The organism is Bdellovibrionales bacterium (assembly GCA_018266295.1).
Lineage (GTDB): Bacteria > Bdellovibrionota > Bdellovibrionia > Bdellovibrionales > Bdellovibrionaceae > JACMRP01.
In genome coordinates, this window is the sequence record JAFEAQ010000008.1 from 120,803 (window position 1) to 137,456 (window position 16,654).

General features: G+C 47.8%; 17 protein-coding genes. 14 read left to right on the forward strand and 3 right to left on the reverse strand.

Annotated elements, in window-relative coordinates; translation table 11 throughout:
• The first annotated feature begins 89 nt into the window (after positions 1–89).
• A complete protein-coding gene (locus JSU04_06570; GenBank protein ID MBS1969952.1) occupies positions 90–1,718 on the forward strand; it encodes a hypothetical protein in 1,629 nt (542 codons plus the stop codon).
• Positions 1,719–1,724: 6 nt separating this feature from the next.
• Here JSU04_06570 and JSU04_06575 read toward each other — a convergent pair whose 3' ends face one another.
• A complete protein-coding gene (locus JSU04_06575; GenBank protein ID MBS1969953.1) occupies positions 1,725–2,216 on the reverse strand; it encodes a glutathione peroxidase in 492 nt (163 codons plus the stop codon).
• 151 nt (positions 2,217–2,367) lie between these two features.
• On the opposite strand from JSU04_06575, the gene JSU04_06580 reads away from it, so the two are divergent.
• Positions 2,368–3,891, forward strand: a complete 1,524-nt coding sequence (locus JSU04_06580) for a hypothetical protein (protein ID MBS1969954.1) — start codon at positions 2,368–2,370, stop codon at positions 3,889–3,891.
• A 355-nt stretch (positions 3,892–4,246) separates the two neighbouring features.
• On the opposite strand, the gene JSU04_06585 is transcribed toward JSU04_06580, so the two are convergent.
• The gene (locus JSU04_06585) at positions 4,247–5,449 is read right to left on the reverse strand and encodes an aspartate kinase (GenBank protein ID MBS1969955.1); all 1,203 of its coding nucleotides are present in this window, start codon (positions 5,447–5,449) and stop codon (positions 4,247–4,249) included.
• Between the two features lie 9 nt (positions 5,450–5,458).
• Positions 5,459–6,433 (reverse strand): lytic transglycosylase domain-containing protein, encoded by a 975-nt coding sequence (locus JSU04_06590; GenBank protein ID MBS1969956.1) that lies wholly within the window; start codon positions 6,431–6,433, stop codon positions 5,459–5,461.
• 252 nt (positions 6,434–6,685) lie between these two features.
• Between JSU04_06590 and flgF the strand changes: the two genes are divergently transcribed.
• The 12 genes from flgF to JSU04_06650 all read left to right on the forward strand — a co-directional run bounded on the left by flgF (position 6,686) and on the right by JSU04_06650 (position 16,572).
• Positions 6,686–7,507, forward strand: coding sequence for a flagellar basal-body rod protein FlgF (gene flgF, locus JSU04_06595; protein MBS1969957.1), 822 nt, complete (start codon positions 6,686–6,688; stop codon positions 7,505–7,507).
• 16 nt (positions 7,508–7,523) lie between these two features.
• Positions 7,524–8,309 carry a flagellar basal-body rod protein FlgG gene (gene flgG / locus JSU04_06600; GenBank protein ID MBS1969958.1) on the forward strand — a complete coding sequence of 262 codons (786 nt, stop codon included), beginning with the start codon at positions 7,524–7,526 and terminating at the stop codon, positions 8,307–8,309.
• Between the two features lie 5 nt (positions 8,310–8,314).
• A complete protein-coding gene (gene flgA, locus JSU04_06605; GenBank protein MBS1969959.1) occupies positions 8,315–9,250 on the forward strand; it encodes a flagellar basal body P-ring formation protein FlgA in 936 nt (311 codons plus the stop codon).
• On the forward strand, positions 9,247–9,993 hold the full coding sequence (locus JSU04_06610; GenBank protein MBS1969960.1) for a flagellar basal body L-ring protein FlgH: 747 nt from the start codon (positions 9,247–9,249) through the stop codon (positions 9,991–9,993). The genes flgA and JSU04_06610 overlap by 4 nt, the downstream gene beginning before the upstream one ends.
• Positions 9,986–10,978: a flagellar basal body P-ring protein FlgI gene (locus JSU04_06615; GenBank protein MBS1969961.1), complete on the forward strand. Its 993-nt coding sequence runs from the start codon at positions 9,986–9,988 to the stop codon at positions 10,976–10,978. The genes JSU04_06610 and JSU04_06615 overlap by 8 nt, the downstream gene beginning before the upstream one ends.
• Before the next feature lie 299 nt (positions 10,979–11,277).
• Entirely contained in the window at positions 11,278–11,970 is a 693-nt protein-coding gene (locus tag JSU04_06620) for a rod-binding protein (protein MBS1969962.1), read from the forward strand.
• Positions 11,971–12,024: 54 nt separating this feature from the next.
• Positions 12,025–12,375, forward strand: coding sequence for a flagellar biosynthesis anti-sigma factor FlgM (gene flgM / locus JSU04_06625; protein MBS1969963.1), 351 nt, complete (start codon positions 12,025–12,027; stop codon positions 12,373–12,375).
• A 46-nt stretch (positions 12,376–12,421) separates the two neighbouring features.
• The gene (locus JSU04_06630) at positions 12,422–12,952 is read left to right on the forward strand and encodes a flagellar protein FlgN (GenBank protein MBS1969964.1); all 531 of its coding nucleotides are present in this window, start codon (positions 12,422–12,424) and stop codon (positions 12,950–12,952) included.
• Between the two features lie 49 nt (positions 12,953–13,001).
• Positions 13,002–14,414 (forward strand): flagellar hook-associated protein FlgK, encoded by a 1,413-nt coding sequence (gene flgK, locus JSU04_06635; protein ID MBS1969965.1) that lies wholly within the window; start codon positions 13,002–13,004, stop codon positions 14,412–14,414.
• A 36-nt stretch (positions 14,415–14,450) separates the two neighbouring features.
• The gene (gene flgL / locus JSU04_06640) at positions 14,451–15,521 is read left to right on the forward strand and encodes a flagellar hook-associated protein FlgL (GenBank protein ID MBS1969966.1); all 1,071 of its coding nucleotides are present in this window, start codon (positions 14,451–14,453) and stop codon (positions 15,519–15,521) included.
• Between the two features lie 106 nt (positions 15,522–15,627).
• Positions 15,628–15,855, forward strand: coding sequence for a carbon storage regulator CsrA (csrA, locus tag JSU04_06645; GenBank protein MBS1969967.1), 228 nt, complete (start codon positions 15,628–15,630; stop codon positions 15,853–15,855).
• Positions 15,856–16,041: 186 nt separating this feature from the next.
• Positions 16,042–16,572, forward strand: coding sequence for a flagellar assembly protein FliW (locus JSU04_06650; GenBank protein MBS1969968.1), 531 nt, complete (start codon positions 16,042–16,044; stop codon positions 16,570–16,572).
• Positions 16,573–16,654 lie beyond the last annotated feature (82 nt).

The window sequence follows — 16,654 nt, forward strand, 5'->3', positions numbered from 1 at the left end:
TGTGTAACACCAAGCTTATCTTTTTCATCTTCGTAGCGTTGACATTTTCTTCTTATGCGAACGCAGCTCCTAGTCCACAGCAGTCCTTCATGCGCCGTTTTCAAACCTCTCGAGTGCAGTTTCCTGAAGAGGGATCTCCTTATGCGGACAAGACGGCCGGACAGTACCCGTGGCTTTTGCGAGCATTGTTACAGGATGTTCTGTCTTGGTCACCGAGCGGAGAAGGGCGTTCTGTTTCTGCGAAATGTTCTCCAGAACTTTGGGGCTCTCGTTTGCAAGACCCTCGCGTCCGCGTTTCTGTTCAACTGCAGGGAGCCCTTGTTCAGAAATATTTGAAGGACTGTGCCGAGGATATTGAAACCGGTAACAACAGTTTGTCCACAAGTCTTACAAAGATGATGACGATGAGTTATCAGCCCCAAGAGCATCCGTTCTTGCATCGGGTGGTATTTAGTCTTCCGGGTAATATCAAGCTCAAAGGTCTTTTGGGTTTGAAAGGGGATTTGAAGAAGCGTCCCTTGATTGTTTTACGTTTAGGGATTTTTGCGAATGTTGAAGAGTTTATGCCCGAGCGAGCATGGCTCATGATGCTGTTTGAGCAATCGCCGTTCAATGTGTTGATGGTTGAAAACATGTCAGGGACGGACTTCATTGCCGATAACACGCGCTTTTCTTTCGGCGGATATGATGAAGGCATTCAGAATATTTTGCTCGCGCAAATCCTCAAAGACCCGAATGAACCTCTGAGCCGTTTGGTGGATAGCCTGCACCTCTTTGGTGTCAGTCTCGGTGGACATGGAGTCTTGTACGCATCAATGCTCAATGAATTGAATTCTCCGAAAGGACAGCCACTTTATAACAGCTTCTTTGGCATGTGCCCCGTGGTGAACCTGCAAAACAATATGAACGTGGTGACGACGAATAAGCCGTTTGCGTACCTCGTGGATCTATGGAGTCAGAAGCGTCTGGCGGGTATTGTTAAGAGCTTGCCGGCGCTTGAAGATCATGAATCTTTTAGTTTCTTAAAGAAAACGGTTTCTGAAGTTGTTCGCACTTACCACGGAGGCCTTTCGTATGTGTCTTCGGTGAAGTTACCGGCCGGTCTTGAGGATGGTGCGGATTTTTGGCAGCTCAATGATTTCTGGAGGTACTATAAAAACGTTCAGTCGCCGGTGATGATCTTTGCGACTCATACGGATCTGCTGGTACCATTTGCGGTGAACTCGCAGCTCTTGCAGAACAAAAGCATGAACGTAGAAAGCTCTAACATCAGTGTTGTTGATTTTACCTATGGTATTCATTGCACGTTGCCGATTCCATATGACTGGAAGGCCATCAGTACAGTTTTGCAATCATACTTCATGTCACATTCGCCGGGCTTTAAAGTAAAAGAGCAGTCTTTGGATATGGAGCTTGGCGATGATGGGAATCGCGAGTTCTTTAAAGGACCGGTCAAGGTGAGCTTTAAGACCCAAAAGCCGGCACCGAAAGATGCGTTTGTCAGAGTGGCGGTGGAGTTTGAAAATGACAAGGGTAAGACCGACAGCATGAAACTGAATTTGCCGCTCTCACAATTTGATTTTCATTTCTTTAATCCGGAACTCAGTTTTTCTGAGCAGGCGATGATTGAGCGCTGGGTGAATCAGAATTTGAATCTGAAAGTCCTTGAGCAGGGCGGGAAGCCGGTTCTTAGAGCCACGTGGACCGTGGCTCCGTAATTTGGATTAAGCTTTCAGGGCCTTTTCAATGTCTTCTGCGATGTCTTTAGGCTCAACGTTCGGAGCATAACGTTTTACGACCTTGCCGTCTTTACCCACGAGGAACTTGGTAAAATTCCACTTGATCATCTCAGTACCGAGAATGCCGGGGGCAGATTCTTTGAGCCAATCATAGATCGGAGCTGTGTCAGAGCCATTCACGTTGATTTTTGCCATCACCGGAAAGCTCACGTCATAAGTGAGTTTGCAAAAGCTTTGGATCTCTTCGTTGTTGCCGGGCTCTTGAGCGCCGAACTGGTTGCAAGGGAAGCCCAAGATCGTGAAACCCTGGTTTTGGTATTTTTCAAAAAGTTGCTCGAGGCCGGTGTATTGCGGAGTGAACCCGCATTTGCTGGCAACGTTTACGACCAGGACAACTTGTCCTTTGTATTTGTCGAGGGAAGTATCTTGGTTCGTGGCATTTTTAACTGTGAATGAGTAAAGATTTTTATCAGACATAAAGAGCTCCTTGTTAGAGGGACTTTCTCATTCTGAGACAGGTCCGAGAAAATGGCAAAAACTCTTCCGTAGTCATTACATTATTTGTCCCATTACGGGATTGCGCTTCAATTCCTGCTCTGAAAAGCCGATACTAAACCTAGGGGAATACATGACAAAATACGCATTTTACACTCTTCAATTATTTCTATTTTGTTTCATCGCTTTTGATTTCTCCGAAGCTTTTGCGGCAAGCGCGGATACGTCTTGTGTAAGTTCATGTGATTCCTGGAATTATCAATGTATTTCAGCTTGCCGTGGTGGCACTGCTCAAACCACGAGTGCGTCTCGTGTTCGTCCGCGTTCAGCTAAATCAACGGCGTCCGCAAAACCAAAAGCCAAAGCGACTCCCGATCAGACTTGCGATATTACTTGCAGCATCCCTGGGCAGGAGCCACAAAGAATCGGCGGTAAGTGCGGATGTTATTATCCTGCGGATTACGAGGGCATACAAGGAAACCAAAATCAGAATAGCGGCAACACGAACAGCCCTGCGCTGACTGATGCTGTTAACAAATGTAATGAAGCTCGCACACAGGCCCTCAATGATTGTGATCAAGATCAGGATACGGGGATGCAAGGCGCGCAGTCTGCTCTTACGAACTTTGCATCTCAGGCCGGTGCGATGGGTATGGGGGCTTGTACCAAACTCGCTCCGGTATTGGCGGGTGCCAATGCTGCAACGGTTTACTTTAATCAAAATTGTTCCAGTGGCCGGACGTCATGTATGAAAACGTGTACGACTTCGGCAACGAACTTAAGACAAATGGCAGGCACTGGAATTGATGGCGGGTATTTGGCACAACAGCAAGGCTTAGTTGATTCCTATTACGACGAGTGTAAGAAGCTCGATTCTAAAGTGGCTCAATCACAACAAGCAATTCAAGGGATGGTTCAAGCAATTCCTGGAGTTTCAAGCTGCGCGACAGCGACGAACACGGATCTTTATTCTTATTGCACGGCGAACCCGACGGCGTTGGGTTGCGAAACGGCGGCGACAGATTGTTCCAACCCGCAAGTGGCGGCGAGCAATCAGATTTGTATTTGTAAAAACAATCCAAACGCGAGTGGCTGTATTGGCGCTCAAGCAAAAGTTTCTGATATGGGAACTGCTGGCAGTGCCGATGTTTCTAGTCTTGCGAGCAACGCAGGGGCGGGCTCTGCGAGCTCCGATTCTCCATTCTCAACTCTGGGTTGGGATGGCAATGGCATGACACCGTCTAAAGACAAAGCCGGCGACATCGGCGGTAAGATGGGTAAAGGTGCGAACCTCGGCGATGGCGGCGGCGGAGCTCCCGGTGCTGGCGGAGATGGCAAAGGCGGCGCGGCTGCTCAAGCGGCGCAAGTCAATGCAGGTTTCCGTGGCGGCGGTGGCGGCGGCGGAGGCTGGGGCAATGGTGGTGGTTACGGTGGCTATGGTGATGATCGTCCTTATGATCCGAAAGATCCGAAGGCAGCAGCTGCCGGTGGACCGGATTTAAAACAGTTCTTGCCAGGCGGAAAAATGGATCCAAAAACGGCGAATCGTGGTCTTGCCGGGATTTCAGGCCCGGACGGCATCACCGGCCCACACTCGGATATTTGGAAGAAAATCCAAAATCGCTATCAGATTAAAACTTCTGAATTAATGCCTTAAATAGGAACCGGAGCTGGGTTGTGGAATTTCGCGTATACGCCCAGTCGCGGACACAGCGACGGCCATCCGTCCGTGAGAGCGGGGCCAGACGACCATCGTGGTCGTCTGGGAATGAAGACTTAAAGGCAAGTACTTGAATTGTAGCTCTGATTGCCAAGATCCTTCCCATCAAATGGTCTATTATACGACCGGGTCGTCTTATAGACGATTCGTTCTAAAGGGTCGTCCGATGGTACGAGAACCTGACGGCCCGCCCCCGATTATCAGGATGTAGGAAGAAGCGCGGAGCCAATACTGTCGAAGGCATCCTAACGTCAGTCCGCAAGTTCTATCTCAACATCAAAGAAAACACTTTTTAAATAAGAGTATGCAACGCTTGAAGCGTCGTCTTGCGGGTCGCTGAATCCACGAGCACGGTCACGCTCATTGCGTGAATCATCATCTTGTGTGCCTGAACCTTGGCGCCATCCAACGTCTTCATTACTTGCTGAGGAATTTCCGGTGCGGTCGAGCCCGTGCAAGTCAAAGTCACTGTGGAAAAATCCGTGGGATTCAAAGTAAAATCCTGGTGTTGATGAAGAGCGCCCTTGATGGCTGACATGATTTCTTGCGGACCAGTCATCAGAAGAACCGTCTTGCCATCTTTTCTTTCAAGATCCAACAACTGCGGGAATGCGATCTGTTTGACTTCGAAGTATTTTTTCAAAGAATCCAAAGCATGATTTGAAGAATGATGAGAGGTGATTTGTAAAACCGTTTCATGGGAATTCAATGAAAGAGCTTTGCAGGATTCAAACATATTCAGTCCTTCCTCAACCAGAGTGCCGTCAGAAGTTTTTGTGGCCGCAGGGCCGATATAGAGACTCACTTTGCGGATCTTCGCCAGTTCCACAGATCTGTAATGCAAAACCTTAGCGCCCCAGAAAGTCATCTCCATCAGTTGATCGTAATTTAATTGCTGAAGTGGGCGGGCTTCTTTCACCACATTGGGATCTGCCGTGAAAACCGCCGGCACGTCTTTCAAAATTTCGCAGCGAGTGGCCGAGAATGCCGCTGACATCGCAACGGCTGAAGTATCAGAGCCACCGCGACCGAGAGTGGTGATTTCTTTTGTGACCGGCGAAACTCCTTGGAACCCGGCAAGGATCACGACTTTGCCTTGATCCAAGGCCTCTTGAACACGGAAGGCTTTGACATCCACGATGAACGCATTCACGTGGGAATCATTCGTCAGAATCCCGGCTTGGCTGCCAGTGAAACTGATGGCCTTACAGCCGAGATCATTCAAAGCCATACTCATCAACGCCATACTGATACGTTCGCCGACGGTGAGGAGCATATCCATTTCGCGCTGGTGGGGATTCGTAGAAACCTGGCTTGCAAGATCAATCAAAGAATTGGTTGTTTTACCCATTGCACTGACGACAACAACCAAACGAGTACCAGACTTTGCTTGCTCGGCAATTCGTTGAGCGACCGCTTTAATTTTGACAGGATCGGCAAGAGTCGCGCCACCATATTTTTGGACGATGATTTTTGGTGGTTGAGAGGTCGCCATGCGTAGGGTTTACTCCGCGTTTTTGCCAGTGGCCTGTTGGCTGGTGAAACTTGACACCATACGGCCGGCACCTTTTGGTACGCGGATATAATGTCTTTCGATCTGACGAGGAATGTAACCCAAAAGGATCTCAGCGTTCAAATCTTTTAATGATTTTCGCGTAACCCCAAGATGATCGGCAACTCCATCTAGATCAGTTCCTCCAGGAACCGAGACAACTTCGTAATCTAACGGGTCCAACTTCTCGACGTCGCGGAAGCCATATAGGTTTGGCGCTTTCGCGATCAGCATCGCGGCAAGAATTTTTGGAACATACTCCTGGGTCTCTTCGGGCAGAGCGCCTTTTTGCACCAGGGTCCAATAATCTTTGGTTTGATATTTCTTAATCTGACGGCGAAGACCCGCTTCACCCATGTTGTAGCTCGCAGCTACGAGGTACCAAGAGCCGAATTCTTCACGCAGATCTTTCAAGTAACGAATGGCAGCGAGAGTGCTTTTCTTCAAATCGCGGCGCTCATCAAGCCACCAGTTATTTTGCAAACCATAGCGATTGCCGGTGGGAGCAATAAACTGCCACGGGCCGACCGCGTCCGCGTGACTGACGGCCGCTGATGAGAAACCACTTTCAATCATCACCATGAAGGCAAGATCTGTCGGCAAGTTCGCACGCTGTAGTTCAGCTTGAATAAAAGGCATATACTTCGAAGAACGGGCCAGCCACTCGCGAAACCATTTTTGTCCGCGGGACTGATAGTAATGGACCCACTTGCTGACCTTTTTGTTGTAGGTCACGGGCAAGTCAAAGATCAAAGTGTTGTTATTAGCCGCATGGGTATTTTTTTGCGTCAAAGTTTGCAGCTTCTCTTTCAGGCTCGGAGTTTTAATGCTGGACGTATTCAGCACGGGCTTTTCATCCACAGTTTTTTGAACTGCGGAAGCTGCCAGGGGAATACATGTGATTAAAGCCGCCAGAAAGCGTTTCATAAGTTTTATTATGAGTTTACTTACGAACCAGCGTCGAGCCCTAGAGTGAAAACTAGGCTTCGCTGATTTTGACGGTTTCTATAACAGCGACAATATTCTGTCACCTCGACAGAGGTCGGGGAAAAGATTTCCCTCGGCTCAGATCCAAATAACTTGAGTCCAAATTCAGAATTGCAAAATGAAACTAGACGTTCGCTTGGTGTGGTCTGAGTGGCACACCGCTTGCTCACTTGAATGCTTGGAGGGGTTTAAATGAGTACAAAAGGTGTCTATACAGCGCTCAGCGGAGCTCTCGCACAAAGTTTGAAACTCGATACGATTGCCAATAACTTGGCAAACGTGAACACTCCAGCCTTTAAACGTGACCAGCAATTATTTAATGAATACCTCACGGCCAACGAAAAGCCACCTGAAGTCATTCAGGTTCCGCGCGTGCCGGCCTCCATCGAAAGTTTTTATGACATGCAAGGTGGCGATAAGAGCTACGTTGATTCCAAAGGCACCTTCACAGATTTCTCGCAAGGCGGCTTGAAGCCGACCGGCAATACTTTAGACGTGGCGATTGACGGTAAAGGCTTCTTTGAAGTGGCAACTCCAAACGGTGTTAAACTTACTCGCGCCGGAAATTTCACAATGGATGGTAACGGCCAGCTTGTTACGAAAGACGGCTTTCCGGTTCTAAGAAATGGCGAACCAGGAGCAGATCCCGCGTCGCGCACAATCCGCTTTGATGCGGGAGCTGGCGCCGTCACTATCAATGATAGCGGCGATATTTTCCAAGGCACTGAAAACGTGGGCCGCTTGTCACTGGTTGAAGTGAAAAATCCAGAGTCGTTGCAGAAAACCGGAAACTCTCTCTATGGTTTTAAGCCGAATATGGCTCCAGAAATGACAAACGTGGCGGCGCCAAGTTTGAAGCAGGGATTTGTAGAAACCAGTAATGTGAATATCGTTCAAGAAATGACGGACATGATTCAAACGAACCGCGTTTTTGAGAGCACTCAAAAAGCGATCGGTGCGTATGACAGCATGTCTGAAAAATTAGTAAATGTCGTCGGCAAGACTTCGCTCTAAAGGATTGAGGTAGGAAATGTTGAAAAGTCTTAATACCGCAGCAACAGGCATGGCAGCACAACAGACCAATATGGATGTGATCGCCAATAATATCGCCAACGTCTCAACCGCAGGGTTCAAAAAATCTCGTGCTGAGTTTGAAGACCTTGTCTATCAAACTCAAAAAGAGCCTGGAACTGCGACGGGAATGAACTCTTATTCTCCAAATGGTGTGCAAACCGGTTTGGGTGTGCGTACAGCCGCTGTTCAAAAAGACTTCGCGATGGGAAATGCTCTGGTAACGAAGAATCCTCTTGATATTCAAATCGAGGGTTCGGGCTTTTTCCAAGTTCTAACTCCAGATGGTCAAGTTGGCTTTACTCGTGACGGCGCTTTCAAAAAAGATCCTAACGGGAAGATCGTTGATAAAAACGGCAATGCACTTCAACCGGAAATCACCATCCCGCCAAATGTAGCGGGCCTCGAAGTGTCTCCGAGTGGTGAAGTGCGCGTGATTCAGGGTTTGAACGATGCGCCTCAGGTCATCGGTCAAATTGATGTTGTGAACTTCATTAACCCAGCGGGCCTCAAAGCGATGGGTAAGAACGTATTTACACAAACACCTTCCAGTGGTCAGCCGCAAACGACTCGCCCTGGTTTGAATGGTACAGGCTATCTTTCACAAGGACAGCTTGAATCCAGCAACGTAAACATCGTGGACGAGATGGTGAATATGATCACGGCTCAGCGTGCTTATGAAACGAATAGCAAAGTGATCCAGGCGTCGGATCAGATGCTTCAATCCATCAATAACATGAGGTAATGGGGATGAACTTCGTGAGAGCTCTTTTGGTTGGAGTCACAATGATGGCAAGCCTGGCATGGGCTCGTCCTGAAGTGATTTTTCCCAATGAAGCTGAAGTTTCAAATACGACGGTGATTTCGGTTTTTCAAGTTGCCGAGTTAAAAGAACTCAGCGGCGTTGCATTTAATGAAATCGCTAAAATGCCTCTGGTTGATAAAATTGAAACGCAAGACACCCTGACCTTGTCCGGTGAAGATGTTTCCAAAAAACTTCGCGCGCTTGTTAGAAACAGCGAAGTGCTTAAGAAACTGAACCCCGCATTTAAAATTCCTTCTGAGATCCGAATTAAGATCCGCCAGGATGGCTTCTCGAAAATCGATCTTGAAAGATCGTTGCGTAATGTTTTGGCGGCTCGCTGCGGAGAGTGTACTTTTCAAATCCGTTTCAACAACTTGCCGAAAGTGGCTAGCAGAGGTTGGAACATCGATTGGGATCAAGAAATCAAATACGGCTCCTTCATGATTCCGGTGCTTGAAGAAGGTCAGTTTGCCAATAAATGGATTACAGGAACTGCCCGCGTACAAAAACAAGTTCCGGTGGCAAGAAAGCTCATTCGCTTTGGCGAGCGTCTGCAGGTGGAAGATCTTGAGATGCTAGAGGCAGATATCACATTTGTGAAAGAAGAAACGCCATCGATGGATCAGATCGTCGGCTTGATTGCAAACCGCAGTTTGACTCCGCGTTCGCCAATCGTTTTGTCGGATCTTAAGCGCGAGCCGGCGGCTCGTCGCGGCCAAGTGGTTAAAGCTTTGGTTGGTGATCAGAACTTTGAAGTTTCTATGAATGCTTCTGCCGAAGAAAACGGTTTTATTGGCGATGTGATTAAGATCAAAAACACTGAAACGCAGAAAGTAATGTCGGCAACCGTGATTGAAAAGGGCGTGGTGAAAGTACAATGAGTCGTTGGTTTTTAAGCTTCATGATGATGACAGCCGTGTTGATGCTTTCCGGCTGCGCGACAATGAATGAATTCTGGACGCGTGTTTCCGGCAAGCAAGAAGAAGCTGTGGTGACTCCAGATGCTGATGGTGGGTCTGTTCGCTATTCTGAGAACCCTCAGATGAGTGTGCCATCAAATCGTCAATATAAGCGCATGACTCGCTCTCGTATGGAAGAAGAGGCAGACTTGGGGGCCCAGGCAGGTTCTATGTGGGTGATGGAAGGCCAAGGAGCCTATCTGTTTGCTCAGAATAAATCTCGCCGCGAAGGTGATGTGCTCAATGTTAAACTCGATGGTCCATCACTCAAGCAAGTTGAAACAAAAGTCAATGTGATCAAAAAGCTCTTAAAGCAACTTGAAGAGCAAGAGCTTGCTAATCAAGGTGGCGGCCTCGCGGCAGCAAGCGAAGGCGATGCGAATCGTGCTCCAGCGGCGGCAAAGCCCGACGAGAAAAAGGATGATGCTAAAGAAGAATTGGCAAACATCCAGCAGATCGGCACAAAAATCGTCGAGAAGCTCGCAGATGGAAACTATCGCGTGCGTGGTGCTCAGCCATTCATGATCGGCAAACGTGAATACAAAGTCATCGCGGCGGGCCTTGTTCGTCCAGAGGATTTCAATGACGAAGGCGTCAGCTCTACAAAGCTGATTGATCCTCAATTTGACGTTGTTAGCATCAGAAGGAAGCCAACCAATGAATAAGACTCTTCTAGCTCTTCTTGTGACACTCATCGGTTATACGGCGTCGGCGGCACGTCTGAAAGACATCGCCAGCATTCGCGGTGTGCGTGAAAATCAGTTGATTGGTTACGGTATCGTTGTCGGTCTTAAAGGCACGGGCGACGGTAAGAGTGAATTTACTTCGAAATCGATGCTACGTATGCTCGATAAGCTCGGCATGAAGCTTGATTCTCCGGATTTCCAAGGTAAGAACGTGGCGGCTGTGATCGTGACAGCGACGCTGCCTCCATTCGGTAAGGCCGGAAATCCAATGGATATCACTGTGAGTGCGATCGGCGAATCACAGAGCTTGCAAGGTGGTACGCTCTTGCAAACTCCGTTGCGTGCAGCAAATGATCAGGTCTTCGCAGTCGCTCAAGGGAGCATTATTTTGGGTGGCGACGGTAAAGACGTTCACACGACGTCAGGCAGAATTCCGAATGGTGCGATCATTGAACGTGATGTGACAGGCGACTTTGCCTCTCGCAAAATGTTCAGAATGACTTTGCACAATCCTGATTTTACGACGGCCGCTCGTACAATTCTGACAATCAATAAAGAGCTTGGCGGCGTGTACGCAACTGCGAAAGATGCCGGCACAGTAGACATCATTACTCCTGCTGCGTATGAAAATCGCGGCGTAGAATTGCTTGCAACGATTGAAGCAATTGAAATTAATCCTGACAGTGTTGCTAAAGTTGTTATCAATGAAAAGACCGGCACGATTGTTATCGGTGATAAAGTGAAGATTTCCAAAGTGGCCATTTCGCATGGAAGTCTCGCATTGAAAGTTGGCGATGGTAAGAAACCATCGGATGACAAAGTGGCGGTTTTAGACACGGGTGTGAGTGTTGGAGATTTAGTCCAGGCTTTGAATAAGCTCGGCGTCTCTCCAAAGGACCTGATTACAATACTTCAGTCCATCAAGGCAGCTGGAGCTTTGCACGGGGAACTCGACGTTTTATGAAAAATATGTTTCGAAATGAAACAGAGAATATTAAAATGAAGTTATTAGTTTCAGAGACATGGATGTTTTTGAAACGCGGGGAGGGTGAGGAAGAGATCGCGAACCATGGATGGTCAAGAGTCGAAAGTTTCTCGCAGGAAACGGTAGCAATAGGTCAGCGAACGTCAAGGAATGACGAACACGAGCCGAAGCTTAGGTCCTTCGCAAGAAGGGCTACTCAGAGTCAAGTGCAGGATGCACGAGATTCTCGAACTCTAACTCCCCTTTTTTTTCTCTTCACGTGAAGCAGGGCACGCACTATGAAAATCCCTAGCAATAATTTATCAGCGCCACCACAAACGAAAACTCCGGAAGAAAAACTCCGCGAAGTTTCTGAAATGTACGAGAAGCATTTTCTTGGTGAAATGACCAAGGCGATGCGCTCGACGATTCACGAAGGTGGCTTTATTCAGAGTAACCAGGCGGAAAAGATTTTCCGTGAGCAACTCGATCAAGAGTACGTCGACAAGTGGGGTCAGCAAGGCGGGATTGGTCTTGCGGATTTGATCTACAAACAGATGGTTGAAAGATACGGCGTGCAGATGGGGATCAAGAACCCTGTGCAAAAACCTCAAGGTCCATTGCCACTGACGCAAAAAGATGAATTTACAGCAAAGCCATTTCATCAAAACAAGAAATCGGAAAATCTTTCTTTCCGTTTCGATAAAAGCCCGCAAGCGATGGCTGAAAATAAGAAGCCTATGGAAGTCTCGAACCCATGGCAGGGAGTTCTTCTGGATAAGAAGACTTTATTAACCGGCGAGAACCTCTTAGAGGTCGAACATGACAATGGTCTAAAGAGTCAGCTGGTTTTTAAAGGAAGTGTGAATTCCTTAAAACCCGGCCAGAAAATCCAAGCTGGCGAGACTGTTGGACTTTTAAGCCCTGAAGCAAAAACTTTCTTTTGGCATACCCAGACTGGACCTCAAGACCAGGCGGCTGTCTCAGAATGAGTTAGTAGATAGTGTCTCATTGTGGTACTATCAAAGAATGAGTAGGAGACTCTTATGAAAATTACGCACAATAAAGTTGGCCAGAATCTGAACTTGGTTGATGGTGCAAAAACAGAGCGCGCGAAAAACAGTGCGACTTCTGCAACAGCAACTCCTGCAAATGCAAAAGCCGATGCACTCTCTGAGCTTGGCAAAAATGATTCTTCTGCAAAAGTAGATGTTTCTCCAAAAGCTCAAGAAGCAAAACGCATTAAAGAACTTGCGATGGCTGCACCGGATATCGATGAAGCAAAAGTTGCGAAGTTCCGTCAATTGATTGATGACGGAAAATACAAAGTCGACGCCAAAGCGGTAGCAGACCGTTTGGTTGACGAACACTTATCAATGGAAGATCTGAAAAGCTAATTCGGCTCGATCCAGAATTTAGCTCAATCAAGGAAGACAGGGGCTTATGGAATCAACAATCACAGAACCAACCAAAGACAGAAGCTTTCAAAGACTGGTTGCCAATCTTGAAGAGATGACCAAGCTTTATCGTCAGCTTTTGGATCTTGTCAGAAAAGAAAAGCAGTTGCTCATCGATGCAGATATGGAAAAGCTGCAAGAGAACAACGAGATCAAAGAAAATCTTTTATATAAAATCAAATCCATCGACGGTTTGCGTATGCGCTATGCTGCGGAACTTGCAAGCCTCGTTCATGCGGATCATGAGAACCCACGTTTGTTGGATATCGCAAAAAACCTCGGCGGAGCTGAGGGCGATCGTCTGCGCGTGATTCACTCTGCATTGGATCTATTGATAAAACGTCTTTCAGAGCTCAATAAAGAGAACGAAGGCGTTGCTCAATCCGCTCTGAAAAACTTGAACGGTGCTTTGGGTAACATCAAAGACACTTTGAGCGGTAAGAAGACCTACGGAGCTAAAGGCCAAGTCCAACGCGGCCCAGAGCAAGCAGGTCACTTCGTTTCTAAAGAAGGTTAGTCGGCGTACGGGCCTAACAGGATGTTAAGCCCAAACAAAGAAGGACAGGATGTCTAAAATTTCTGCAATGATGGACGTGGGTAAGCGCTCTCTGATGAACAGTCAGACAGCTCTCCAAACCGTCGGCCATAACATCGCGAATAAATCCACCGAAGGCTTTTCTCGCCAGCGCGTGGAACTCATGACAAATGAACCTTCGGGCGAAGGAAATCTTCGCATCGGGATGGGCGCCCGTGCCGGCGTCGTCACTCGCGTCAACAATCCTTGGCTTGAAAAGCAAATCCAGCGCGAAAGCACCAATATGGGCTATGCGGACTCCCGCGCCGATGCTTTGAGCCGCGTCGAGCAAGTTTACAACGAACAAACTAATAAGGGCCTCAATCAATACATGACGGGTTTCTTCAACTCGTTCCGTGAATTGAGTAACAACCCAGAGTCCCTGGCATCCAGAACGATGGTTCGCGAGGCCGGTGAATCCATGACCAAAGAGTTCGGTCGTGTGGTGACTCAATTGAAAGACGTGCAAGACGATATCGATGGTCAGTTGCTGACAGTCACTCAAGAAGTGAATCAGATGGCCAAAGAGATTGCGCAACTTAATGAAAAAATCCAAGTGGTGGAAGTCCAAGGGATGCCTGCCAATGATGAACGCGATCGTCGTGATTTGTTGCTCAAGAAAATGGGCGACAAAATTGATATCTCTTGGGCGGAAGGCACTGATGGTCACGTCAGTGTCACGGCCGGCAAAACAGCGATCCTGGTTTCAGGAACGACTGCCAACGAATTAAAAGCGGCTCGCACCGATGACCGTGACCGCGTTGAAATCTTTTTCCAATCCACAGCCAATGGCACGCCGGTGAATATCACCAATCAAATCCGCGGCGGCCGTATGGGTGGTGCTTTGGAAGTTCGTGATGAAGTGATTGAGCAATTCTTAGGTAGCATCGACAATATGGCTTACCAAATGGCGACGGAAGTGAATAAAGCCCACGTTGAGGGTTTCGACCGTTACGGCAAGGCGGGCGTGTTGTTCTTTGAACAGCCTGAAAACGTAAAGGGTGCCGCAGAAACTCTTTCAATGAATCGCACGATCTTCAATGACGTGGGTCGTATTGCTGCCGGTGCTGAAGCGAATGCACCGGGCGATAATACCGTTGCGAACATCATTTCGAATTTGCAAAACCGTCAGATGATGGACAATGGCTCTGCGACTTTTGATGACTACTACAATACTCAAGTTGGCCAGATCGGTACGGTCACTCAGCGTGCAATGCGTTCGCAGGAATCTCAGAAGAACGTTCTAAGCCAGTTGCAGAATATCCGTGAAAGTATCAGCGGGGTGAGTCTGGATGAAGAGACCACCAAAATGATCGAGTTCCAAAAAGCTTACGAAGCGTCTGCGCGCGTGATTAAAACCGCAGACGAAATGTTTGATACCGTCTTGAACTTGAAACGATTGTAATAGCTGGGGTAGTGGGCCGTGAGAATAGCTGACAAGATGTCATACAATCAAGTGAATCAGAATCTGACGAAGAATCGTTCAGAGATGAATGAATTGCAGAATCAAGCGGCCACTCAGAAACGTATCAACAAGCCTTCGGATGATCCCTTGTCTTCAGCCCGTGTCCTCGCGGCGCGAACGGAAGAGCGTGGCAATCAGCAGTACATTAAAAACATCAATAACGTAAAATCCTTCTTGGAGTTCTCGGATCAGTCCCTGAGTGAACTCAGCGAGATCTTGATGCGCGCGAAAGAACTCGCGATCAGTCAGGCCAATGATGCCAGCGGTAATGAACAGTCCCGCGAAGTGACGGCTTCAGAGGTCGAGCAGATCTACAATCAGTCGATCCAAATCGGAAACCGCAAACTCGGTGAAAGATATATCTTCGGTGGCTCAAAGACTCAGACGGCGCCTTTTAATCAGTCCGGCGAGTACTTCGGTAACGACGGAGACATGAAGATCGGGATCCACAAAGACTCTTTCGTGGCGATGAATATGCCTGGCGACAAGGTCTTTTTGGGTAAAGGCCTCAGCGGTGATGGCATTGTTCGCTCCCGTTATGAAACTCCGAAAACGGCCGAAGACGTCCAAGAATTCAAGCATCAAGAGATCGAGCGTAAAGAGAAAAACCAAGAGTTCGAGGAGAACTATGTTCAAACTCGTGCTCCGGCCAGTGCCTACCGCGCTCAGCGCATCGGGGCTCCAGCTAAGGATCCGGTGACCAACGGGGCGGGAGTGAATGTGTTTGAGACCCTGAAGGGGTTGGAGATCTCGTTACGTACCAATGACAAATCGGGGATTCAGGAAAGCTTGGATACCTTGGACCAGGCTATTTCTCAGGTGGTCCTCGCCCGTTCTGAGGTCGGGGCTCGTGTGATGGCCGTGAATAGTACGGCGGAGTCCCTGCAAAAAGCGATTGTAGATAACAAAACGACGGCTTCCCAGCTGGAAGACGTGGAATTATTCGATGTTGTGTCTAACATTAACAAGACTGATAGCGCCCTGCGCGCAACTCTCGAGACTTCTGGCAAGGTTATTCAACCAAGCCTTCTTGACTTTCTAAAATAGAAATTATACCTACAGTTCCGCTTAAACCATACCGATAACTCTTTTGTGCATAGTTATCTGTGCGGCTAGGGCAAGAAGTCCCTGCTAGGAATAAAGGAGTAATCCTATGTTGGTTCTCACAAGGAAGTTGGGTGAAAGCATCGCGATTGATGATCACATCAAGATTCGCGTTGTACAAATCAAGGGCAAACAGGTCCGTCTCGGGATCGAAGCGCCTAAAGATACCAAAATCCATCGCGAAGAAGTTTATTTGGCGATTCAAGAGCAGAATCAGCAATCGGCTACTGTTTCCTCTGACAAAACTCGTTCAGTCGCAAAACTGTTAAAACCTTAATATCCCTCTGAGCCGCTCGGCTCGCGCATGTCCGGTAGGGCGCTTTTAGAAGCGCTCTGTCATGGGGCAAATTTTTCAATTGAGTAATCCCCGATTTAGGTCCAGATTTATAGCTAAGTTAACCCTTTTCTGAGGTCTTTGTGTCTGTATGAAAGGGTCTACTTGTCTCAATTGCAGGGGGGCTGCGTGATCATCAATACTTCCAGATTTGGCCGAGTTGAATTGCAAAACAACGATGTTTTGACTTTTCCAGAGGGCCTTTTGGGATTTGCAGATCTTCGCCAGTTCGTTCTCCTCGATGATCCAAGCGACGAAATCTTTGCTTGGCTTCAAAGCTGTGAATCAGCTCACATTGCATTCCCAGTCTTGGAACCGGAACTTTTCACTGAAACTTACAAAGTCACTCTTACGAAGAGTGACCTTGAGGCTTTGAAACTTCAGACTCAGGAAAAGGCTCGTTACTTCTCAATCGTGACGATTCCAGATGATCCAACTCAAATGACTGCCAACTTGAAAGCTCCTATCGTGGTGAATGTGGCTGAAAAAGTCGCTCGTCAGTGTGTGCTTCAAGATAATAATTTGGCGATCCGCGAGCCGATCTTCGCCAAGCTTCAGCAACGTGTGGTTCAAAACCCATCTATCTCCATTAAGAATCAATCTGCGGGGATGGACGTGGCAATCAAGCTGGGCGGCAAATCCCCAGATCAGTCTCTATAGCTCTTGGTCCTATAAACAGGACATTTAACAAATTTAGCAGTGACCTGTTCGAATTCAGGTGATTTAATCGTAGACAACTTGA

Coding starts and splice junctions, on each gene's coding strand:
- JSU04_06570 (MBS1969952.1), top strand. CDS start 90: ATGCGCCGTTTTCAAACCTCTCGAGTGCAGTTTCCTGAAGAGGGATCT.
- JSU04_06575 (MBS1969953.1), bottom strand. CDS start 2,216: ATGTCTGATAAAAATCTTTACTCATTCACAGTTAAAAATGCCACGAAC.
- JSU04_06580 (MBS1969954.1), top strand. CDS start 2,368: ATGACAAAATACGCATTTTACACTCTTCAATTATTTCTATTTTGTTTC.
- JSU04_06585 (MBS1969955.1), bottom strand. CDS start 5,449: ATGGCGACCTCTCAACCACCAAAAATCATCGTCCAAAAATATGGTGGC.
- JSU04_06590 (MBS1969956.1), bottom strand. CDS start 6,433: ATGAAACGCTTTCTGGCGGCTTTAATCACATGTATTCCCCTGGCAGCT.
- flgF (MBS1969957.1), top strand. CDS start 6,686: ATGAGTACAAAAGGTGTCTATACAGCGCTCAGCGGAGCTCTCGCACAA.
- flgG (MBS1969958.1), top strand. CDS start 7,524: ATGTTGAAAAGTCTTAATACCGCAGCAACAGGCATGGCAGCACAACAG.
- flgA (MBS1969959.1), top strand. CDS start 8,315: ATGAACTTCGTGAGAGCTCTTTTGGTTGGAGTCACAATGATGGCAAGC.
- JSU04_06610 (MBS1969960.1), top strand. CDS start 9,247: ATGAGTCGTTGGTTTTTAAGCTTCATGATGATGACAGCCGTGTTGATG.
- JSU04_06615 (MBS1969961.1), top strand. CDS start 9,986: ATGAATAAGACTCTTCTAGCTCTTCTTGTGACACTCATCGGTTATACG.
- JSU04_06620 (MBS1969962.1), top strand. CDS start 11,278: ATGAAAATCCCTAGCAATAATTTATCAGCGCCACCACAAACGAAAACT.
- flgM (MBS1969963.1), top strand. CDS start 12,025: ATGAAAATTACGCACAATAAAGTTGGCCAGAATCTGAACTTGGTTGAT.
- JSU04_06630 (MBS1969964.1), top strand. CDS start 12,422: ATGGAATCAACAATCACAGAACCAACCAAAGACAGAAGCTTTCAAAGA.
- flgK (MBS1969965.1), top strand. CDS start 13,002: ATGTCTAAAATTTCTGCAATGATGGACGTGGGTAAGCGCTCTCTGATG.
- flgL (MBS1969966.1), top strand. CDS start 14,451: ATGTCATACAATCAAGTGAATCAGAATCTGACGAAGAATCGTTCAGAG.
- csrA (MBS1969967.1), top strand. CDS start 15,628: ATGTTGGTTCTCACAAGGAAGTTGGGTGAAAGCATCGCGATTGATGAT.